The organism is Moraxella sp. RCAD0137 (assembly GCF_002894025.1).
Lineage (GTDB): Bacteria > Pseudomonadota > Gammaproteobacteria > Pseudomonadales > Moraxellaceae > Moraxella > Moraxella porci.
In genome coordinates this window covers 236,607-258,817 of sequence record NZ_LTCC01000001.1, presented here as the reverse complement: position 1 = coordinate 258,817, position 22,211 = coordinate 236,607, and the positions used below count along the sequence as shown (strand labels likewise).

At 47.5% G+C, this 22,211-nt stretch carries 21 protein-coding genes; 13 read left to right on the top strand and 8 right to left on the bottom strand.

Annotated features, from left to right (window positions below):
* Positions 1–5 precede the first annotated feature (5 nt).
* The 5 genes from gloB (at position 6) to AZ602_RS01090 (ending at position 5,210) form a co-directional block, all read left to right on the top strand.
* The gene (gene gloB, locus AZ602_RS01110; RefSeq protein WP_103033311.1) at positions 6–785 is read left to right on the top strand and encodes a hydroxyacylglutathione hydrolase; all 780 of its coding nucleotides are present in this window, start codon (positions 6–8) and stop codon (positions 783–785) included.
* Between the two features lie 141 nt (positions 786–926).
* On the top strand, positions 927–1,487 hold the full coding sequence (locus AZ602_RS01105; protein WP_103033310.1) for a manganese efflux pump MntP family protein: 561 nt from the start codon (positions 927–929) through the stop codon (positions 1,485–1,487).
* A gap of 152 nt (positions 1,488–1,639) precedes the next feature.
* Complete coding sequence (locus AZ602_RS01100; protein ID WP_103033309.1) at positions 1,640–2,677, top strand: ABC transporter permease subunit; 1,038 nt, start codon at positions 1,640–1,642, stop codon at positions 2,675–2,677.
* 3 nt (positions 2,678–2,680) lie between these two features.
* Positions 2,681–3,709, top strand: coding sequence for an ABC transporter permease (locus AZ602_RS01095; protein ID WP_103033308.1), 1,029 nt, complete (start codon positions 2,681–2,683; stop codon positions 3,707–3,709).
* Positions 3,699–5,210 carry an ABC transporter ATP-binding protein gene (locus tag AZ602_RS01090; RefSeq protein WP_158245102.1) on the top strand — a complete coding sequence of 504 codons (1,512 nt, stop codon included), beginning with the start codon at positions 3,699–3,701 and terminating at the stop codon, positions 5,208–5,210. Before AZ602_RS01095 ends, AZ602_RS01090 begins: the two co-directional genes overlap by 11 nt.
* A gap of 7 nt (positions 5,211–5,217) precedes the next feature.
* On the opposite strand, the gene AZ602_RS01085 is transcribed toward AZ602_RS01090, so the two are convergent.
* Positions 5,218–5,694, bottom strand: coding sequence for an Lrp/AsnC family transcriptional regulator (locus AZ602_RS01085; RefSeq protein ID WP_103033306.1), 477 nt, complete (start codon positions 5,692–5,694; stop codon positions 5,218–5,220).
* 174 nt (positions 5,695–5,868) lie between these two features.
* Here AZ602_RS01085 and leuA point away from each other — a divergent pair, with 174 nt between their 5' ends.
* On the top strand, positions 5,869–7,587 hold the full coding sequence (gene leuA, locus AZ602_RS01080) for a 2-isopropylmalate synthase (protein ID WP_103033305.1): 1,719 nt from the start codon (positions 5,869–5,871) through the stop codon (positions 7,585–7,587).
* A 76-nt stretch (positions 7,588–7,663) separates the two neighbouring features.
* On the opposite strand, the gene AZ602_RS01075 is transcribed toward leuA, so the two are convergent.
* The 4 genes from AZ602_RS01075 to AZ602_RS01060 are packed head-to-tail and all read right to left on the bottom strand — an operon-like array spanning position 7,664 to position 10,448.
* A complete protein-coding gene (locus AZ602_RS01075; RefSeq protein ID WP_369803837.1) occupies positions 7,664–8,113 on the bottom strand; it encodes a threonine/serine exporter family protein in 450 nt (149 codons plus the stop codon).
* Positions 8,114–8,124: 11 nt separating this feature from the next.
* Positions 8,125–9,024 carry a threonine/serine exporter ThrE family protein gene (locus AZ602_RS01070; protein ID WP_369803836.1) on the bottom strand — a complete coding sequence of 300 codons (900 nt, stop codon included), beginning with the start codon at positions 9,022–9,024 and terminating at the stop codon, positions 8,125–8,127.
* A 5-nt stretch (positions 9,025–9,029) separates the two neighbouring features.
* Positions 9,030–10,217 carry an acetylornithine/succinylornithine family transaminase gene (locus AZ602_RS01065; protein WP_103033303.1) on the bottom strand — a complete coding sequence of 396 codons (1,188 nt, stop codon included), beginning with the start codon at positions 10,215–10,217 and terminating at the stop codon, positions 9,030–9,032.
* Between the two features lie 39 nt (positions 10,218–10,256).
* Positions 10,257–10,448, bottom strand: a complete 192-nt coding sequence (locus AZ602_RS01060) for a DNA gyrase inhibitor YacG (protein WP_078316971.1) — start codon at positions 10,446–10,448, stop codon at positions 10,257–10,259.
* Positions 10,449–10,813: 365 nt separating this feature from the next.
* Here AZ602_RS01060 and AZ602_RS01055 point away from each other — a divergent pair, with 365 nt between their 5' ends.
* From AZ602_RS01055 to AZ602_RS01040, 5 genes are all read left to right on the top strand, one after another.
* The gene (locus AZ602_RS01055; RefSeq protein WP_103033302.1) at positions 10,814–12,301 is read left to right on the top strand and encodes a DUF3360 family protein; all 1,488 of its coding nucleotides are present in this window, start codon (positions 10,814–10,816) and stop codon (positions 12,299–12,301) included.
* Positions 12,302–12,513: 212 nt separating this feature from the next.
* Positions 12,514–12,681 (top strand): hypothetical protein, encoded by a 168-nt coding sequence (locus AZ602_RS10095; RefSeq protein ID WP_169835662.1) that lies wholly within the window; start codon positions 12,514–12,516, stop codon positions 12,679–12,681.
* A gap of 44 nt (positions 12,682–12,725) precedes the next feature.
* Positions 12,726–13,451 carry a nitroreductase family protein gene (locus AZ602_RS01050; RefSeq protein WP_103033301.1) on the top strand — a complete coding sequence of 242 codons (726 nt, stop codon included), beginning with the start codon at positions 12,726–12,728 and terminating at the stop codon, positions 13,449–13,451.
* Positions 13,452–13,606: 155 nt separating this feature from the next.
* Positions 13,607–14,728: a YbfB/YjiJ family MFS transporter gene (locus AZ602_RS01045; RefSeq protein ID WP_158245101.1), complete on the top strand. Its 1,122-nt coding sequence runs from the start codon at positions 13,607–13,609 to the stop codon at positions 14,726–14,728.
* A gap of 74 nt (positions 14,729–14,802) precedes the next feature.
* The gene (locus AZ602_RS01040) at positions 14,803–15,015 is read left to right on the top strand and encodes a 4-oxalocrotonate tautomerase family protein (RefSeq protein ID WP_078316974.1); all 213 of its coding nucleotides are present in this window, start codon (positions 14,803–14,805) and stop codon (positions 15,013–15,015) included.
* 106 nt (positions 15,016–15,121) lie between these two features.
* On the opposite strand, the gene AZ602_RS01035 is transcribed toward AZ602_RS01040, so the two are convergent.
* Genes AZ602_RS01035 through aspS form a run of 3 tightly spaced genes read right to left on the bottom strand, consistent with a single transcriptional unit; the run spans position 15,122 to position 18,600 of the window.
* Positions 15,122–15,868, bottom strand: coding sequence for a glycosyltransferase (locus tag AZ602_RS01035; RefSeq protein ID WP_103033299.1), 747 nt, complete (start codon positions 15,866–15,868; stop codon positions 15,122–15,124).
* An 8-nt stretch (positions 15,869–15,876) separates the two neighbouring features.
* Positions 15,877–16,797 (bottom strand): lysophospholipid acyltransferase family protein, encoded by a 921-nt coding sequence (locus AZ602_RS01030; protein ID WP_103033298.1) that lies wholly within the window; start codon positions 16,795–16,797, stop codon positions 15,877–15,879.
* A 6-nt stretch (positions 16,798–16,803) separates the two neighbouring features.
* On the bottom strand, positions 16,804–18,600 hold the full coding sequence (aspS, locus tag AZ602_RS01025; RefSeq protein WP_199174060.1) for an aspartate--tRNA ligase: 1,797 nt from the start codon (positions 18,598–18,600) through the stop codon (positions 16,804–16,806).
* Positions 18,601–19,136: 536 nt separating this feature from the next.
* Here aspS and AZ602_RS01020 point away from each other — a divergent pair.
* Both AZ602_RS01020 and sohB read left to right on the top strand, forming a co-directional pair.
* The gene (locus tag AZ602_RS01020; RefSeq protein WP_103033297.1) at positions 19,137–20,999 is read left to right on the top strand and encodes a potassium/proton antiporter; all 1,863 of its coding nucleotides are present in this window, start codon (positions 19,137–19,139) and stop codon (positions 20,997–20,999) included.
* Between the two features lie 148 nt (positions 21,000–21,147).
* Positions 21,148–22,134: a protease SohB gene (gene sohB, locus AZ602_RS01015; protein ID WP_103033296.1), complete on the top strand. Its 987-nt coding sequence runs from the start codon at positions 21,148–21,150 to the stop codon at positions 22,132–22,134.
* The last annotated feature ends 77 nt before the right edge of the window (positions 22,135–22,211 follow it).

Below are 22,211 nucleotides of genomic sequence, written 5' to 3'. Positions count from 1 at the left end.
AAATTATGAGCAGTTTTCACATTCACGCCATCAAGGCATTTGACGATAATTATATTTGGGCAATCCGTACCGATCAACACGCCATCATCGTCGATCCGGGCTCTGCCGATGAGGTCATCAGCTACCTAAATGCCCATCAGCTGACACCTGTGGCGATACTCATTACCCATCACCATCACGACCATATCGGTGGTGTGGATAAGCTTATGAGTCTTTATAAAGACTGTACATTGTACGCACATAGTCATCATGGACTTACCGATGCTGTGCCAGTTGATGAAGGCAGTCAGCTTCATATCATGAGGCTTGATTTTACTGTGCAGATGAGTGCAGGGCATACCGATAGCCACTTAAGCTACCTTGTGCAGATAGATGGCGTGATGCGAGTTTTTTGTGGCGATACGCTATTTAGTGGTGGCTGTGGGCGGGTGTTTACAGGGACGATTGAACAGCTTTATGCAAGCTTTGAGCGGTATTTGAGACTGCCTGATGAGACGCTATTTTATCCTGCGCATGAATATACGCTATCGAATCTGAAATTTGCTCAAACAGTCTGCGCTGATAGCGCCAAAAAAACCATCGAAACTGCCATCCTTGATACCCAATCACGCCTAGAAAATGCTAAAATAAGCTTACCGACACAGCTTGGCTATGAAAAGCAGATTAATGTTTTTTTGCACAGCTTTGAGCCGTCACTGCGTCAAACGATGGCTGACAAGCTTGGTTGTGCTGATGATGGATTATCAGTATTTACGGCTTTGCGTATCGCCAAAAACAATGCCTAAACAATGTATGATTAATGCATAAACACTATCTATACCACGATTAGATCAAGATTAAAAGCAGTATTAAAATGCACGGCTTTGGCTGGATTTGGCGGTTTGGTCAATCAAATCATCACATAGATTAAAATAAGTGAATCATCAATGAGTCTGATTGCTCTAATTATTCTTGCCTTTGGGATGTCGATGGATGCGTTTTCGGCAGCCATCGCCAAAGGCACGGCAGCACGAGGCATGACCTTGACCAAGGCGATCAAGCATAGCTTGGTGTTTGGCGTGGTTGAGGCGATTGCACCTGTGATTGGCTGGTTGATGGGCAAAGTGGCACATCAATGGATGGAGAGTGTCGATCACTGGATTGGCTTTGTGCTCTTGATGATACTGGGTATTCGCTGTATCTATGAAGCCATCTGGGGCGACGAGGACGATGAGGCGTCTGAGACTCGCACGGGGATTTGGCTATTGATTACAGCGATTGCGACCAGTATTGATGCGATGGTGGTGGGTGTATCATTGGCATTTTTGGAGGTCAATATTTGGCTGTCGGCGGTATTGATTGGACTTGCGACCACCATCATGGCAACGATGGGGCTGTATCTTGGTCGCAGACTGGGCGAGCGGTTTGGCAAAGGGGCGATGATTGCAGGTGGTGTGATGCTGATGGTGATTGGCTCATCGATTCTTTACAATCATTTGACCGCTTGATTAGAAAATGTAAATCAACCCAACAAAACCATACAAAACCATACAAAACCATACAAAACCATACAAAACCATACAAAACCATACAAAACCATCAAATCAGCCATGAAACACCAATCACACAATCAGAACATCATCACACATCAGGGGTATCGATGAGCTATATACTTAAGCGGTTCGCCTTGATGGTACCGACACTGTTTTTGATTTTGCTGATTAACTTTGCCATCATCCAAATCGCCCCTGGTGGGCCAGTCGAACAGCAGCTTGCCAAAATCCAAGCCGAACAACAGTCACTTGCCGCCCAAGGATTTGCCTTGGCTCAGCATTATCAAGGCTCACAAGGGTTATCTGCCCAAATGATGGCAGAGCTAAATACGCGTTTTGGCTTTGATTTGCCGGCTGATGAGCGATTTTGGCTGATGGTGAAAAATTTTGCTCAGTTTGAGTTTGGGCAGTCGTTTTTTCAGGGTCAATCGGTGATGGATTTGATTGTCCAAAAACTGCCAATCAGTCTTGCTTTTGGTGCGTTAAGCCTTTTGGTTGCCTATGGTTTTGGCGTGATGATCGGGATGTATAAGGCACAGGTGCATGGCAGTGCCAAAGATCATCTGATGATGGTGATGTTGTCTGTGCTACACGCTTTGCCGGTATTTATGATGGCGGTGCTATTGCTTGTGCTGTTTGCAGGCGTGTGGCAGATTTTCCCCATTCAAGGGGTAGTATCGCCAAACTTTGAGCAGCTAAGCGTTTGGGCTAGGGCAGCTGATTTACTCTGGCATCTGACACTGCCTGTGCTTGCCAGTAGTGTGGGCTCGATTGCAGGGATTGCGTATTTGACCAAATTTAGCGTGATGAATGAGCTTGGCTCATCTTATGTGCTTGCCATGCGTGCTCGGGGTCTGTCCAAGCTGCGTATTTTATACACACAAGTATTCAAAAATGCTCTGTTGCCGATTGTCTCAGGTTTGCCACTGGCGGTGGTGGGCGTGCTGTTTTCGGGCAATTTTTTGATTGAAGTGATTTTTGGGATAGACGGACTGGGACGGCTTGCCTATGATGCGGTGGTGCAGCGAGATTATCCGCTGATGTTTGGGATTTTGTACATATTTACCTTGCTTGGCATGGCGGTGCAGCTGATATTTGATGTGCTGTATGTGCTGATTGATCCTAGAGTGGATTTTGGGGCGTGATGGATGATGGGTAGCCATAATGTTAGTCAAGCTTGTGGCATGAGCCGTTGGGCGAGATTTCGCCGTGAGCGTTTGGCGTTTTTTTCATTGATTTTGTTGATGATTATCGGCGGTGTTTCATTATTGGCACCTGTGATTGCCAATGACAAACCGCTATTTATTCGCCATCATGACCAAAGCTTTTTGCCGTTATTGCATGATTATCCTGAGACGGCATTTGGCGGTGTGTTTGAGACGAGTGCCAATTATCAAGATCCTGTATTGACTGACCATATCCGCCGTGATGGACTGATTATCATGCCACCGATACCCTATGGTGAACATACGCTGGTGCTTGATGCTGTGACACCACACCCAAGTGAACCCAGTCGCAACCATTGGCTTGGTACAGATGATGTCGGGCGAGATGTGTTGGCTCGTGTGCTGTATGGACTTCGCATTTGTCTATTGATGGGAATTGGGCTGAGCCTAGTCGGTAGCGTGATTGGTGTTGCCCTTGGGGCATTGATGGGGTATTTTGGTGGGCTGGCGGATTTGCTGGGTCAGCGGTTTGTGGAAGTGTGGCTGGGTTTGCCGCAACTGTTTGTGATGATGATTTTGGCAAGTGTGTTTGTGCCGTCGGTGCCTGTGCTGTTTGTGCTGTTGCTGTCTTTTGGTTGGTTATCACTCGTGCCGTTGACGCGAGCGCATTTTTTGCGGACACGGCGTAGGGCGTATGTACTGGCTGCCCAAAATCTTGGCGTGCATCCGCTCACCATCATCAAGCGACATATCCTGCCAAGTACGCTACTTTTGACACTTTCACAGCTGCCTTTTGTGATGGTGGCGAATATCAGTGCATTGACGACGCTGGATTTTTTGGGTTTGGGCTTGCCGATGGGTTCGGCAAGTTTGGGTGAATTATTGCTCCAAGGCAAAAATCATTTGGATGCACCGCATTTGGTACTGACTGGCTTTGTGGTGTTGTCGGTGGTGCTGTCGCTCTTGATTGTGATTGGAGAAGGGCTAAGAAATGCACTCGATGTCAAGTAATGATACTGCCTTGCCAGTGGTGCAATTGAGCAATCTTAGCATCTCATCAGATCGGCAAGTATTGATACAGGGGCTGACGCTTGATGTGCATTCGGGCGAAATCTTGGGCGTAGTCGGCGTATCAGGTGTCGGCAAGACAGCACTGATGCAGTCTTTATTTGGGCTTTTGCCAGCATATTGGCGTGTATCATCTACCAAGGCTCAGATTGTAGGCGAGCGTGTGCCACTTGATCGGCAAGGTGATGATAGGGCATTTGCCCAGATACGCACCAAGATGGCATACATCTTCCAAGAGCCTAAAGCATCGCTAAATCCTGTGGATACGATAGCGACAAGCTTTGATAAGCTATTTGCCACGCTTGGTATCCCAAAACACGAGCGTAAAGCCCGTGCTAAACAGCTGCTTGAGATGGTGCACCTACCTGATGCTGAGCGTTATTTATCTGCCTATCCGCATGAACTCTCAGGCGGTGAAGCAAGGCGTATCAGTATTGCACAGGCTTTGGCAGGATCTCCAAAAGTCATCATCGCCGATGAGCCGACAGGTGCGCTTGATAGCCATCTCAAAGATGAAATTTTAGAACTACTAACTAATCTATCCAAACAAACAGGCACAGCGCTGATACTCATCAGCCATGATTTGCCAAGCCTAATGGCGTGCTGTGATCGGTTTTTGGTCTTGTCATCGGATGGTTTTGCTGTGCTTGATGTCGATCAATTGCTGCACCATCGGATATCGCAGGCGCTACTTGATGCAGATTTTGGTACGCCATCACCGATGATGGCAGATACATTGCAGCCGATATTGACAGTGCAAAATCTTGGCATACGCCACCCAAGAAAATGGCTGAGCTTGAGACCGTCTGCCACTGTGATTGAAGAGTTTGATTTACAAATCACTCAAGGCGAAATCGTCGGCATCATGGGGGCGTCAGGTGTCGGCAAGTCAACACTGGTAAAAGCCATCACAAGGCTAGATCCAAGGCTGATGGTGACTGGCAAAGTCATCATCGATCATCAAGATCTGTACCAGTTATCTGCCAGGGCGCTTAGAATGCGACAGCGACAAGCACAGCTGGTGATGCAAGAAGTCAAAGACAGCCTAAATCCTGCTCGTACCATCCGCCAAAGTCTGCTTGAAGCGTGCCAAAGTATTGATGATGCCTATGATGATACTTATGATGATGCCTATATGGATGAACTATTAAAATTGTGCGGTCTATCAGCCACGCTACTGGATCGCTATCCATCCGGTCTATCTGGGGGTGAGATTCAGCGGATATGTATCGTGCGCGCTCTACTTGCTCGTCCAAAGCTGTTGATTCTCGATGAACCAACGGCGATGCTCGATCGCATATCTATTGTCAAGCTGCTGAACTTATTAAGAAAAATTAATCAAAAGTATCAAACAGCCATGCTCATCATCAGTCACGATGCAAAAGTGATTGATGCCATTTGTCATCGCACCATTCATCTATCAAAGCATATATCACAAGCATAGTGCGTGGTCATACCGCTGAACGGCTAAACACTTCTCGCAGCTCAAAACTGGTGTGTAGCTGACTGACACCATCAATTTTACTAAGCCTGTGTAGTAGAAATTCTTCATAATGACGCATATCTTTGACCAAGACCTTGAGCAGGTAATCTTCACTACGACCTGTGACAACGCTACAGCTGACCACTTCATCAAAGGTGCGAACTTGGCTTTCAAATTCGCCAAAACGCTCAGCGGTATGCTTATCCATGCTCACCGCCACATAGACCGACAGCGTATAGCCCAGTGTGGCGGGGTCGGTGTGTGCATGATAGCCTGTGATGATGCCAAGCTCTTCAAGCCTTTTGATACGGCGGATGGTGGGCGTGGCGGATAGATTGATGATATCGCTGATCTCGCTGATGGATGCTCGTGCATTGTTTGTTAAAATCCGTAAAATCTTACGATCGATGCCATCGAGCGTCACGATGTCTTGGGCGGTTGCCATAACTGATAAATCTCTTAAAATGAGTGAAATTCACTATATATTATCAAAAAATTAGTGATTTGTACTCATTGATGCTAAAAATAATGCAAAAATAGGTAAAAATTGCTATACTAAATTTGTTATGATACCAAGCATCAAAAATTACGATTAATTTGCTTTTAATTTGGAGCCATCATGCCACATATTACCCCAAAAAATCCTGCGTTCGATTTTACCAAATATCGTCCTTTTGAATTTGCACCCAAGCTGACTGACCGCACTTGGCCGGATAAGACCATTACCAAGGCACCGATTTGGGCGAGTGTTGATTTGCGTGATGGCAACCAAGCCTTGATCGATCCGATGAATATTGAGCAAAAATTAAAATTCTTTAAATTGCTTGTTGATATCGGTTTTAAAGAAATTGAGATTGGTTTTCCTTCTGCGGCACAAGTCGAATTTGATTTTACCCGTCGTTTGATCGAAGAAGGTCATGTGCCTGAAGATGTGACTTTGCAGGTATTGGTGCAGGCGCGTGAGCATTTGATTGAGCGTACTTTTGAAGCACTACAAGGTGCTCGCCGTGCCATCGTCCATGTGTATAACTCAACTTCAAAAGTCCAACGAGACAAAGTCTATAAGATGGACAAAGAAGAAATCAAACAAATCGCCATCGCAGGAGCGACGATGCTTCGCGATAAGGCAAAAAATTATCCAGATACCGAATGGGTGTTCCAATACAGCCCAGAGAGCTTTAGCCAAACCGAGACCGACTATGCGGTCGAAGTGTGTGATGCTGTCTGTGAAGTGTGGCAACCACAAAACGGTCAAGCGGTCATCCTAAATCTACCTGCCACGGTCGAAGCCAGCACACCAAACATCTATGCCGACCAAGTGGAATATTTCTGCCGTCATCTCAAGCAACGAGAGCACGTCATCATCAGCCTACATACGCACAATGACCGTGGTTGTGCGGTGGCAGCGTCCGAGCTTGGCTTGATGGCAGGTGCTGATCGTATCGAAGGCACGCTATTGGGCAATGGTGAACGCACAGGCAATATGGACATCCTGGTGATGGCGATGAACCTATATACCCAAGGTATCGATCCTGAGCTTGATTTTAGCCAAGTCAGCGAAATGGTGCAAATCGTCACTGAGTGCAATAATTTGCCAGTACATCCACGCCATCCGTATGTCGGCGAGCTTGTGTTCACTGCATTTAGTGGCTCACACCAAGATGCCATCAAAAAATCACTGGATTATAACGAATCGCACAAAGAGACGGAAAATCATTGGGATGTGGCATATTTGCCAATCGATCCGCTACACATCGGTCGTGGCTACCAAGATGTCGTGCGTATCAATAGCCAGTCAGGTAAGGGCGGTGCAGCGTATATTCTACAGCGTCATTATGGCTTTAATTTGCCACGCTGGACGCAGATTGACTTTGCTCGTGTGGTGCAAGCCCAAGCCGAGAGTCTGGCTCGTGAGCTGAAGACCGAAGAGCTTTTGGAAATCTTCACCCAAACTTATCTATCTCAAGATACTTTCCGATTGAGCGACTACACCATCAACAACAAAGGCGGTGAAGTATCATTCCAAGGTCAAGTGGCAGCACCGACCGAAGTGTTTGAAGTCATCGGTCAAGGCAATGGTGCATTATCAGCGTTCATTGATGGCCTAGTCAAGGCAACCGGCAAGCAAATCCATGTCACCAACTATGCCGAACACGCCATCAGCCAAACTGCCCAAATCGATAGCGATGACGGCAAGGACAACCAAACGCACAATGCCGCTGCTGCTTATATCCAGCTGTCTGTCGATGGTCAAATCTACTCAGGCATCGGCACCTGTAACAGTACTGTCTCAGCGATGCTAAAAGGCGCGTTGTCAGCATTGGCACAGGCTTGGTAAATTAAGTCTATATTATCTAAGAGTCAAAAAAAGTGCAGATTTTACGCTGCACTTTTTTAAATCCGATAGGCTTTTTTTAGACAATTGGCTTTCTACGATAAAATAAAATCCCAGGAATCGACAATCCCAACACCAATGCTGAGATCACAAAAATCGCCTCAAAAAAATGATGCATCATGATGATGAACAAATCCATGCTAAAGCCAAAATAGCCGATCTGCACCATGCTCACCATGGCTTTATAGGCAGCGATACCTGGCATCATGCAGATCAGACTTGGCACAATCAATGCCTTTGGTGGCAATCCATATCGCTGAGCGTAGCGCACACCCAAAAAGCTGCCCATCATCGCACCAAAAAAAGTGGCAATCGCAAGATGTGTGCCATCCTGCACCATCAAAAGCTTGGTGCCAAAAGCCAGTGCCGTGACCGCCATGCAGTGCATGATGTAACGCCTTGGCAAAGTAAACATCAAGCACCAACCAATGGTGATGATGCAAGATAGCACGACTTTTTGAAGAATCATTAGCCAATCCATCACAGCCCCCAATGTGGAATGCCCAAGAAAATCAGCGCAATCACGATGCCAACACAGGCAGAGAGTGTCAACATGGTGGCGAACATCCAGCGACCGACGCCCATGTTGATATAGCCTTTTAGGATATCAGACAGTGAATTGATGATGGGAAAGCTGGGTACCAGTAGCAGCACGCTGGCAGCGACGGCAATGTCAGCATTACTCCCCAATTCCAAAAAGTACGCAGATGCGCCGAGTAAAGTGGCGGTAAAGGCGGTGATGATGACCACGACAAATGGGTTGAAGTGGTGCGCCGCCAAAAATATGCGCATTCGCATGGCCACAAAGCCTGCAACCAATGTCACCAGTGCGATCATCCAATCGCCACCATTTAGATAAGCAAAACTGGCGCAAGAGATGCCGACAAATAATGAGACCAGCAGATTTGGGTAAGTGGTGCGCGCCATGCCATCAAAACTCTGTTCGATGCCATCGATCAGTGCATCTTGTTCGCTCAAGGTTAGGATAAATTGACGCGACTGCCAAGCTTCTTCGGCGTGTAAGACGATCTGCTGAATCTGCACTAAGATACTGACATGGATGCCTTGATGCACGGTGTTGCGCACTGTGGTGATGCAGCGCCCTTGGTATAAAGTGGTGAGCGTCACAGCATTAAAGGATAAGCCACATTCGACGCCATCGATGCCAAGCGCCTTGCCCAAGCGCTTGGTGAGATCGACGACGACCGCTGACTCAGCGCCATATTGCATGAGCAATAGCGCGCAGCGAATGCATAAGCGAGTGATGCGCTGCTGCTGAGCATAAGTCAGCCGCGCCGTGGCTTGCCCATCATTGAACAGCAGAGCAGGCGAGCCATCGGATGTGCTTATTTGTGGGTGCAAAGAGGCTTGGTTTGACATGATTTTCACATCGATGGCTGTGCTGCATCGATTAGCTTGCCGATGAGTGCGCACAGTTTGTCTATCAGTGCTTGAGTGTCGGCATCAGACAAAGTCAATGCTGGCAGCAGGCGAATGACATTACCACCCGTGACATTGATGATCAATTGATACTCATCGCGTGCCAGATCGACCGCCTTGGTTAGGTCGAGGGTATCTGGCATTGCAAAGCCAATCATCATGCCGCGACCTCGAGCTTGGATGCCATGATCGCCAAAGGCATTGATAACCGCAGCGCGGATTTTGTCACCTTGGGTGATAGCATTTTGCATGATGCTGTCATCCAAAGTCTCATACACCGCACAGACCACACGGCTTGCCAAGGGCGTACCGCCATAAGTTGAGCCGTGTGAACCAGCCCCAAACAGTCCGACTGCTTTGCCATTGACCATGCAGGCACCAACAGGAAAGCCATTGCCCAAGCCTTTGGCAGTCGTAAGAACATCGGGCGTGATGCTTGAATGCTGATACGCAAAATATTTGCCTGTACGGCCATTGCCAGTTTGGACTTCATCGAGCATCAACAGCCAATCATTATCATGGCAGATTTTGGAGAGTTGTTCCAGATAGTCGTCTGCTGGCGTATGCAGTCCGCCTTCGCCTTGGATCGGTTCGACCAGCACGGCACAAACATCCGCATCAGCGCTGTGTGCTGCCACGGCTGCAGCATCGCCAAAAGGCACACGGATAAAATCCTCATCTAAGGTATAAAATCCAGCGCGCGCTTTTGGGTTGGCGGTGGCTGATACCGTCAGCAGGGTGCGACCATGAAAGGCATTGTCCATCACGATGACTTTTGCGCGGCGCTTGCCTTGCTTGTGTGCGTAGGCGCGTGCAAGCTTTAGGGCGCATTCATTGGCCTCAGCGCCTGAATTGGCAAAAAATACTTGCTCCATGCCAGCAGCTAGACACAAAAGATCGGCCGCTTTTTCTTGCCAGCTGACTTCAAATAAATTACTGGTATGCACAAGTTCGCTTGCCTGTGCTTGGATCGCGGCGGTGATGGCAGGATGACAATGCCCAAGACCGCAGACAGCGATGCCTGTGAGCGCATCCAAATAGGCTGTGCCATCTGCGGTGTATAAATATGAGCCATCGCCACGCACGAAGTTGATGGGCTGACGGGCATAAGTTGGCATCAAATGAGTGCTCATGGGATTTCCTTAATGATATAAATTCGATCTGTGTCCAAATCAATACGCTGTGGATGAATCATCTAATTGCCCCGAAAAAGGGCTGTCCTCACCTGCTATCACATACTCATCTGATGCCCATGCACCCAGATCAATAAGCTTACAGCGCTCAGAACAAAACGGTCGATGCGGATTATCCGACCATTGGGTTGGTGTTTGACAGGTAGGGCAAGGATGAGTAGCAGATGTCATGATCGATCCTAAATGGAGGGTATAATGGATCATTTTAGCAAATTTGTTCTAAGGATTCATCCAGATTTTTATGAATCTGCCAAGCAGCCGACGCTTAGGTGAAGATTGGCGATAAAATCCCATTGTTGAGATAATTTGTATATATGACAATACAAATTTATCGATACCATCACACAATGCAAGATATGACTTACAGTTATGCCAAAGTTGCAAATAAAAATAATTTTGGGGTTTTATTATCATTTCTATAAAATAATGCATGACAGACATACTAAAGCAAGTTATAATCCTGCAATCAAAATAACAAGTACACTTGTTTTGTAAGTGAAAAGATGATCGTTCAAAAGCAATAAAAGGAGACTATTGTGAGTGATTCTAATTCAGTGATTGATGATAATTCAAACAAAAGCTACCGCGAACTGCATCGCCCAAGCTCAAGCTTTGAGTCGCGCGACGCCTATTTAAACCACGAGCTTCAGATCATGAAGCCGCGTCGTTGGCGAGCCAATTTGCCATTTCGTGATTATCGCTTTGAGTTTGAAGATGCCATTCCTGCGATGGCTGGTACGATCGGTAAAATCGTGATGGTCGGCGCGATGGCAGCGGCATTTGCAGCACCGCTTGGCCTTGGTGAAGCTTTTGTACTGGAAAATGTGCGCTATGAGATGCTGATCGCGGCGGTGTTTGTGCTGCTGTTATCAGGGTTTTTGTTGCCGACAGCCAACTTGGCAGGCACGCATGGCCCATTGATTCCTCTGATTCCTTTGGTCGTGGCTGCTGGCGGACATCCTTTGGCATTTGGTATTTTGATCGGCGTGTTCGGCATTTTGCTGGGGCTTTTTAAGGGCGGATCTTTGCTTGCTAAGCTGACCAGTAATGGCGTGGCAGGTGGTTTGTTATTATACTTGGGCTTTGTTGGTCTGATCGCTCAGGTCAAAAACATGATGACTTGGTCGGAGCAGATCGGCTTACCGCACTTGGCTTTTGTTATCATCATCGCCACGATCGTGATGTACGCGCTACTTGAGCATTGGCAAAAGCGTTGGCTGGCCGTACCGATTGGCTGTGCGTTGGCAGGTTTTATTGCGTTTGCTTTGGGTGCGCCTTTTGAATTTAAAACCGAGCCTGGTCTGCCGCCATTAAATCCTGCCTATTGGTGGGGTGAGGATACGGGTTGGACAATGGGCTTGCCTGACCTAAAGGCCTTTGTGGTGGTCTTCCCGTTTGCGGTGCTGGCCGTAGCCATGTGGTCGCCTGATTTTCTTGGCCATCAAGTATTCCAAAAAATCAGCTATCCGCCAAATTCTGAGCGCACGCACATGAACATTGATGATACCATGATTGCAGCATCGGCGCGTCAGGCAGCAGGGTCGCTGTTGGGCGGCGCCAATTTCGCCTCATCATGGGGAACTTACATCGTTCCTGCCGCCATCGCCAAACGTCCCATTCCAGCAGGTGCGGTACTGACGGCGGTGTTTTGTATCATTGCCAGTATTTGGGGTTATCCGATGGATTTGGCGATCTGGCAGCCTGTGCTGTCCGTGGCGCTGATCGTGGCAGTGTTTGTGCCTCTGCTTGAGGCGGGCATGGAAATGACGCGCAAAGGCAAGACCACTCAGTCAGCCGCGATTGTCGTGTTCGCCTCTGCACTGGTCAATCCTGTATTTGGTTGGTCGCTGACGATGATGCTGGACAATCTGGGCTTGATCGGTGATAAGCAGCGCAGCGTCGAGCTGGGCTTGAGTGGCCGCGTGATCATTCCTTTGGTGGGCTTTGTCGTGCTGTGCGCTGTGATGGCGGCGGTGGGGATGTTCCCTGGGATTCCAGCGCTACTGCCACAGTTTAGAATCTAATCGATGGCTTTGGCCAATCACCCTGACCATTGGTTGGGGTGATTTTTTTTATGGGCAAATGTCAGCAAGCTCAATGCGCGCTCAGCTATAGATCAATACTGCTATGATGGCTTTAGCGATGGTATTATAAAGACAAAGTACTTGCATTGTCATTGCAATTATGCTAAAATCCACCCAAATTATCTCATAAATTCAATATGTTGGAGAATCTGATGAATCACAGCGAACAAACCACCTTTAACATGCGCGTCGATAAAAATCTGGTTGAGCAATTTAAAAAGGCCGCCCGCGATAACAATCGCACGGCCAGTCAGCTGTTGCGTGATTGTATGATTGATTATGTCAAAAAAAATCGCCAAGCAGATATGTTTAAGCGCTAAGTGCCAGCCAAAGCCAAAAGTTTGTAAAGATTAAGAGGTGTGCCATGCAGCATTTTAAAGACATCGTCAACCATCGCCGTGCTGTGCCTGAGTATGATGCCAATCAAAGTTTGGATCCTAAGTTGGTCAAAGAGTGTCTTGAACTCTCTCAGCTAGCACCCAGTAGCTCAAATATGCAACTGTATGAGTTTTATCACATTACTGATGCTGCGCTGCTTGATCAACTGGCCAAGGCGTGCCTATCACAGCAGGCGGCCACGAGCGCACAGCAGATGGTGGTGTTCGTGACGCGTCAAGACCATTATGCAAAGCGTGCCAAAGCGGCATTGGCATTCGAGCGCGGCAATATCCAGCGTTATTCCCCCGAATCACGACAGGCGGCGCGCATCAAACGCGTTGAGCGCTATTATGGCGTGACCATGCCGATGATTTATCGCACCAATTTTGGCGTGGCCAATGCACGCAAATTGGTGTTCTCAACCATCCAAAAATTCAAACCCGTCTATGATCGCGTCTCTGCCACTGATGTGCGCATCATGGTACACAAAAGCTGCGCGTTGGCGGCACAGACCTTCATGCTGGCGATGAGTGCGGCAGGCGCGGATACTTGTCCGATGGAGGGATTTGACAGTAAAATGGTCAAAAATCTGCTCAATCTGCCTGATGCTGCCGAGATTAACATGATCATTTCGTGCGGCTATCGCACCGACAATGGCGTGTGGGGCGAGCGTTTTCGTGTGCCTTTTGATGAGGTGTATCGCAAGCTTTGATGCTAAAGATGATGTCAATTATCCATCCCATCCGATGGGTTATAATCTGTCAATATGGCTGTATAAATTTACAAAATACCAAACATTGTTTGCATATGTAAATCAACTCAAGTAAGCTAATGATATCTTTTGAACACTTGGCAGTTGGCATGGCGATGCGTAGTACCTTAAAAAATGGCCTTGAGGCTGCTTTGATGCTGGCTGTGGTGATGGGCTTTGGGCGATTTGCCTATACTGCACTGTATCCTTATATGGTCAATGAGCAGATTTTGGACATTGAGCAGGGCAGTTGGGCAGCAGCAGCCAATTATCTGGGCTATCTCATCGGCGCGATCGGCGCGATACGCATCAAGCTTGATCAGGCGCATCAATGGGCTTTGGTGGCACTGCTTGGCACTGCGATCACGCTGGGTGCATTGTATTTGACAAGCTTAGGCGTGCTGATCATCGGCATTCGATTGTTGGCAGGCGTGTTCAGTGCTGTTGGTATCGTAGCTACCTCGATGTGGTTATTGGGGCAGCGCCAAAAGCTGAATGCAGCACCCATCATGTACGCAGGCGTCGGTCTGGGAATTGCCACTTCAGCGCAACTGGTGGCGGTGATGTCAGAGCGCTGGTTGTCACCACAGATATGGCTATTGCTTGCACTTGTCGCTCTGGCTGCCACAGCATTGGTGATCCATGGATTGTTCTTTGAACAAAGCCAAGACAGCCCAGTATCTGTATCAGTTGCTGCTACTAATAGTCGTTTGGATGCTCAGGCATTGCCTGTATTATATGGCTTGGCGGGGTTTGGCTATATCATTACCGCGACTTATTTACCGCTTTTGATCACCCTTGCCGTGGCCAATGCTGATATCGAATTTGTCTGGACGGCATTTGGGCTGAGTGTGATACCCTCTTGTTTCATCTGGTATCAGATTTGTCAGCGCTTAGGTACGCGCATGTCACTTGTGCTAAATATGCTGATGCAAGCGATCGGTGTGATTTTGCCCGTGGTTGCGCCATACACGATGGGCTATATGTTAAGCGCTTTGCTTGTCGGTGGTGGGTTTATGGGTACGGTGACTTTGGTGATGCCTATCGCCAAGCAGCTGACCGCCAAAACTGGCAAAAACCTGATCGCCATCGCCACAGTCGCTTATAGTATTGGCCAAATTTTAGGGCCGATCGTCTCAGCACAGCTGTATCGCTGGACACAAGGATTTGAGATGTCTTTATTGCTTGCGATGATCGCTTTATTGATGGGTGCGATGATCGCTTGGCAAAAAGGCTAAGCTGTTCAATAAATTAAGATACTTTGATAATTTCATCTATGATGGATAATCCACCAAAATAAAAGGAGATAAAAATGCCCTATGTCAATGTCAAAGTCACAGGCGGCAGTGAAGCGCCTAGTGTCGAACAAAAGCAGCAAATCATCGAAGGCGTGACCGAACTGCTCGCGCGCGTCTTGAATAAAAATCCTGCCACGACCGTCGTGGTCATCGATGAGATCGATATGGATAATTATGGATTGGGTGGCAAAACCATCACCGAGGTGCGTAAGCTTGCCAAATCTTAGATGCTGCATCTTAGCGGATGATATGGCTAAGGTTTTATGCCAAATCCATTGACCTGTGTCTAAAGCCAATAAAAAGACTGCTTAGCCATAGCAGTCTTTTTATTACCTATTGCCAAGCTTCTTTGATCCACTTGCTTGGTAGCACATAGCGATACCATTTGCCGCCACCGCCTGTGATGGCATCTGGTGGATTGATCTCGCCATGAAAAATGACAATTTTGGCATTGGTAGGTTTTTTGGGGGGTAGAAAATACGCCAAAGGAATCTTGTGCAGGCAATGATATTTGAAGCTCACGCACCACGAAGGATCCCAGTATTCAAGGTGATGATGCTCGCGCAGATAATTGGACAAAAATGCCTGTTCATGACGCACTTCGCTGCGGATTTTTTCAAAATTATTTTCAAAATATTCCAGCAAATGCGGATAGGTGTTATAACCCACCTTAAAGCGATACACCGAGCTATTACCCACCATACGCCACGGTTTTTTCCAGTCACGAATAATCATCACACTGTCGTCATGCTCCGCCTGGTGCGTAAAAAAGCTATCGATATTACCAACGATTACAATGTCGATGTCCAAAAACAGTGCCGTACCTTTTAGGCCGTATAAATCAGGCTTGAAGGTGGTGAGTTTTTTCCAGCCGCGCTCAGGGATATTGCTTGGCAGATTCAGCTCTGGAATCGGGTAACAAACCACTTCATCACGGATGCCTGTAGTGTCATCTGTCAAGCAGACCATGGTAAATGGTAGGGTGATGTTACGAGCCACCATATTATAAAGTCGATTGACATATTCAGCACCGTATTTGGTACCCCACTTCATGCAGATGATGTAATTGGTGTCAGTCATGGTAATCCTTAGGATGTTTGGGTGGCCTGATGTAATTTGATGGCGATCTGTTGAAGCTCATCGTGTGGCAATAGATAAGGGTTATCCACCAGTGGTGTGTTCTTAAAACGGCGATATCCCCACATATAATGCTCAAAATGCACATCGATCATCTGCTGCATCGCGTGGTTTAAGGCGGTGGTACTGATGTGAATGTCTTTATGGTATAGGCGCTCATCATCAAGCGCATAACAAAAAACCTCAAAGCCATCGGCATCAGCGCGTTTGACGCAGCTTAACCCCACCAAAGCGCAATTGGTCTTGGCGGCAAGCTTGGGCGCAAGGGTACTGGTCATGGTCTCAATTCCAAAAAACGGCACCACCACGCCGCCTGAAGGGTCGGGTACATGATCGGGCAAAATGATACTAAAGCCACCATCTTTCAGCGTCTTAAAAATTGCCTTGACGCCTGTGGCATCGGTTGGCACCAATGTGGCATTCAATCGTTCACGACCTGCCAGCACAAAGGCATCGACGTTGGGATTTTTGATTGGCTTATACATAATGGTCGGTGATCCAAAGGTATTTAGCCATGCATTCATCATTTCCCAAGTGCCAATATGAGGGACGATGGCGAGCATGCCGTTTGGATTGGATAGGCCCTGTTCAAGGATGTGCTGATGATGCACTTTGGTGATTTGATTGACCGACCATTCAGGCGGCATCGCCCAGCTTTTAAAGCTATCAATGGCACTGGAAAGTTGGTTTTTTAGGATTTTTTTGGCCAATATCGCACGATCCTCATCTGGCATATTGGGATATACCAAAATCAGATTGGCGTTGATACTGCGATAGATGCTTAGATTAAAGCTGTGCGCCACATAAGCACAAACAGCTGCCAATCCATGAAGGACTGACAGCGGCATGTATTTTAAGAGGCCTAACGACATTGGAGCTTATTCTGCCTTTTCTTTTTCACGGACACGAATGCCAAGCTCGCGCAGCTGTTTGTTATCGACAGCAGCAGGTGCTTCGGTCAATGGACAGTCAGCAGTTTTGGTTTTCGGGAAAGCAATCACATCACGGATTGAGCTTGCGCCCACCATCAACATGATCAAGCGATCCAAACCAAATGCCAAACCACCATGTGGCGGCGCACCAAAACGAAGCGCATCCATCAAGAACTTAAACTTCAGCTCAGCTTCTTCTTTTGAGATGCCTAGCGCATCAAAGACAGCTTCTTGCATCTCAACGGTATTGATACGCAGTGAGCCACCGCCGATTTCAGTACCATTTAGCACCATATCATAGGCGATTGATAGAGCAGTCTCTGGACTGTTTTTTAGCTCTTCGACAGAACCTTTTGGACGGGTGAATGGATGATGCACCGAAGTCCATTTGCCATCGTCAGTTTCTTCGAACATTGGGAAATCAACTACCCATAGCGGCGCCCATTCACAAGTGAACATATTCAAATCAGTACCGATTTTGACACGCAGTGCACCCATCGCATCATTCACCACTTTGGCTTTGTCAGCACCAAAGAAGATGATATCGCCAGTTTGTGCTTCGGTACGCTTAATCAGCTCAATCAGTACATCATCAGTCATGTTCTTGATGATCGGTGATTGTAGGCCAGACTCTTGATCCACACCGTTGTTGATTTTGGTGGCATCATTGACTTTGATATATGCCAAGCCTTTGGCGCCATAGATACCGACAAATTTGGTGTACTCATCGATTTGCTTACGGCTCATCTCAGCACCGTTTGGCACACGAAGAGCAGCCACGCGACCTTTTGGATCTTGGGCAGGGCCTGAGAATACTTTAAATTCAACGCCTTGCATGATATCAGCGACATCAACGAGCTTCAAAGGAATACGCAAATCAGGCTTATCTGATGCATAATCACGCATCGCGGTGGCATAAGTCATGCGTGGGAATTTGTCAAATTCGACATTAAGCATCGTCTTGAACAGATCTTTGGTCAAGCCTTCCGCGATATCCATGATCTCTTCATCTGATAGGAATGAAGTTTCGATATCCACCTGAGTAAATTCAGGCTGACGGTCAGCACGCAAATCTTCATCACGGAAGCACTTAGCGATTTGATAATAGCGATCAAAACCTGCTACCATCAATAGCTGCTTAAATAGCTGTGGTGATTGTGGTAGGGCAAAGAAGTTGCCTTGGCGAGTACGCGATGGTACCAGATAGTCACGAGCGCCTTCAGGGGTGGCACGAGTCAGTACAGGCGTCTCAACATCCAAGAAGCCATGATCATCCAGATAGCGACGGATGGTCGAAGTGGCTTTGGCACGGAATTTCATACGCTCTTGCATCTCTGGGCGACGCATATCTAAGAAGCGATATTTTAGGCGCAGCTCTTCTGAGACAGTGATGTTGTCATCATTCAATGGGAATGGCGGGGTGTCAGCCTTGGCAAGTAGCTCAATTTCTTTGCCCAATAGCTCAACTTGACCGCTCACCATATTTGGGTTCTCGGTGCCTGCATAGCGGCGGCGCACACGGCCGGTGATTTTTAGCAAATATTCAGAACGCGCAGCATCAGCAGTAGCAAAAGCCTCAGGGGTATCAGGGTCAATCACCACTTGCAATAAGCCCTCACGGTCTCGCATATCTAGGAAAATCACGCCACCGTGGTCACGGCGACGATGTACCCAGCCTGCGATGGTGATGGTTTGATCAATCAGCTCTTCGGTCACTTGACCGCAATAAGTGCTACGCATCATAAAAATTTGCCTTAATCAATTTTACTTAATAATCATCAAGTGCAGCCACAAATTTGACAGCAGCGCACCGAAAGTTAGGTTTGTCTTTAAAACGCTACATTATGCCTTGTAATTGGCAATCGTGCAAGTATTGAGATAATAAAATTTACGCTTTTTTACATTCCTCTTTGGCTGCGATTGTTGACCATGAAATTGCTTGCTGCTTTCAATTGGCTGTTAATAAAAATTCCAATAAAACTCAGGCTTTTATGCAGATGTCATCAGTCACGCTCAGGTTATCTGTAGCTGTCTAAAACAGACAAGATCGGAGGTTTTGGTAGATGAATGCCAAAATATGAAAAATTGGCGGATTTTTTTGGGGGTTTTGGGTGGTATATTGATGGCAGTTATGATAGGATTGATGCAGTTTGCCCCTTGAAATAACAATGATTTATGAACTTGATGGGCTGAATGTTGGACTGCTGTTTTAGACAGTCTTTGGCGGTAGTGAATTTGTGGTGCTTGATGGCTTTATTAGCCAAAACTGGGATTGAGTTATGGATACCTTAAACATCTTATATGTGGTCGCATCGATGCTGATTTTTGCCAGCATCATGACCAGTACCCTGTCGGCGCGTCTTGGTGTGCCGCTTTTGTTATTTTTCTTGGCGGTGGGGATGCTCGCTGGCGAAGAAGGGGTGTTGGGTATTGAGTTTGCTGAATATAATTTGGCGAACTTCATTGGTCAAGCGGCGCTGGCTTGTATTTTGCTTGATGGCGGTCTGCGTACATCGCTGCAGTCCTTTCGTGTCGGGCTAAAGCCTGCGGTGACCTTGGCCAGCTGGGGCGTGCTGGCCACTGTGATGGCGCTTGGCGTGTTTGCGACTTGGCTATTGGATGTGGATTGGCGATTGGGCGTGTTGATGGCAGCGATCGTTGGCTCAACCGATGCTGCGGCTGTTTTTAGTCTGCTGCGTAATGGCGGCGTCAAGCTCAATGACCGTGTACAGGCGACGCTTGAGATCGAATCAGGCGCCAACGATCCATTGGCGATCTTGCTAGTCACAGCGATGATCGCGCTGAATCTTGATCCTGCTGGCCAAAGTGTTGGCGATATTTTGATGATGCTTGTCAGTCAAATTGGCATCGGTTTGGTGCTGGGTTTGTTGGCTGGTTGGGCGCTGTCTAAGCTATTGCCAAAAGTCCATCTGGCTGATGGCATGTACGCGATTTTAATTATGTCTGCTGGGATGATCGTCTTTGGCTTTACCAATTTGATGGGCGGCTCTGGCTTTTTGGCGGTGTATTTGGCAGGTGTGATCATCGGTAACACCAAAGTGCGCGCCACCGAACATGTACTGCGCGTGATGGACAGCTTTGCATGGCTTGCCCAAGCGGTGCTGTTCGTGGTATTGGGTTTGCTTGTGCAGCCATCGAGCATTTTGCAGGTGCTGCATTATTCTTTGTTTATCTTCTTGTTTTTGTTGTTTGTTGCGCGTCCAATCGCTGTCACGACTTCGCTGTTGCCGTTTCGATTCGGCTTTCGTGAGATTGGCTTTATCTCATGGGTGGGGCTGCGCGGTGCAGTGCCGATTACCCTTGCCATCATTCCTGTGACCATGCAAGTGCCAGGGGCGGACTTGGCGTTTAATATTACCTTTGGGGTGGTGATCTTCTCGCTCTTGGTTCAAGGCGCGAGCATTCCGATGATGTCGCGACTGTTTCGGGTGTGGGTACCGACCAATGATGAACCCAAAGCTGAGCATGAGATTTGGGTGGGTGATCAAGCCAACATTACTTTGTATGAATTTGAAGTCAAGCAAGGCGCCTTTGCCATAGGTCGTCATCCACAGGCCATTTCCAGCAAATTTAACACCGATCAAGTGTCACTGTTTGCGCTGGTGCGCCATGATAAATTGGTCAAAGTCACCGAAGACACCATCTTAAAAATGGGCGATGTGGTTTGGTATGCGATGCGTGGCGATGATGCCAAAAGTGTCGCCAAAATCTTTAACAATTCCGCCACGCAATACCAAAAAAACAGCGAATTTTATGGCGATTGGTTGTTGTCACCGCATGCGCGTATCGCAGATTTGCCATTTTATAATCTGGCCACACGATCATTGGCCAATAACAGTCGCTTGCCAAAACCTGTGGCTAATGCTTTTGATGTCTTTACAGTGCCACCAGTGGCAGGCAGCCTAGCTGGGGTTGATGACAAGCTCATTGATGCCTTGACACAAGCCAAAAACCAAACCGTTGAAGAGTATATGATGCAGCATTTTAAGACCGAGCCAGTCAAAGGCGATGAGGTGCATTTAAATGATACTTGGTCGCTGATCGTCCGTGATGTCGATCACAGAGGGCGTCTGCGCGGTGTGGGTCTGAAAAATAAAACCAAAGCTGAATCCTCGCGTTAGATCCCAGCGCTTGGATAATGCTTTGTGGCGTTTTTGTAATTTTTGATGGTTTGCGATTTAAATTTGCCAACATCTACCCAATATCTGCCACAAGCTTGGCTTGGCTTCACCAAGTCAATGGATACATCATTAGTCATATAGGAATATCATGTTACATACCCCAAAAAAACCGGTCGAACTGCGCATTATTCATCTTAATAAAGTCCAAAAAAACACCAAAAAGCGCATCGAGGCCATCCAATCCGATCGCGACGATGCGCCACATCAGCTGATGAATAAGCTGTGTGAGCTGCTTAAGTCATCGCGGCAAAATAAAGTTGCCAAGCATCAAAACAGTGAGGTATCAGCTGATCAGCAGGCTGATGGCCAGTCGGTGTATGTGCTGGATTTTGATGGTGATATTCGTGCCAGTGCAGTGCAGCATCTGCGCGAAGAGATCAGTGCCATCATCAGCGTCGCCAAAGCAGGTGATGAAGTGGTGCTGCGTCTAGAGAGCGGCGGCGGTCAGGTGCATGCCTATGGTCTGGCAGCAGCACAGCTTGAGCGCATTAAGTCGGCCAATCTAAAGCTGACCATTTGTGTTGATAAAATCGCCGCCAGCGGTGGCTATATGATGGCGTGTACGGCCGATCAGATCATCGCCAGTGACTTTGCGGTCTTAGGCTCAGTCGGTGTGGTCAGTCAGCTGCCAAATTTTCATGAGTTTTTAAAAAAACACGATGTGCATTTTGAGCAGTTTACCGCAGGCGAGCATAAGCGCACCGTCACTGTCTTTGGTGAAAATACCGATGAAGATCGTGCCAAGCATCAAGCTGATATCGAGCGTATTCATGAGCTGTTTAAGGATTTTGTGGCGCGCCATCGTCCAAGCTTGGATGTCGATCAGATCGCGACAGGTGAGATTTGGTTTGGTGAAGATGCCAAGCGCTTAAATCTCATCGACCAAATCGGCACCTCGGATGCATATTTATTATCCAAACTTGAAAATCAGCAGGTGTATTTGCTCAATTCTCGCAGCAAGCCAAACTTCGCTGAAAAGTTGGGTTTGGCCGAGCAGCTGGACAGCAGTGTCAGCAGCCTCATCGATCAAAGTATGTCATGGGTCGGGAATTTGGCTGCTAAGTTTCGGGTGTAAGTGATGCGCGCGTAAGCTGGCTTAAGATGTCCTAAGCAGTCAGATTTTGGCATGAAATTTACTGGGAATTTTTTGTC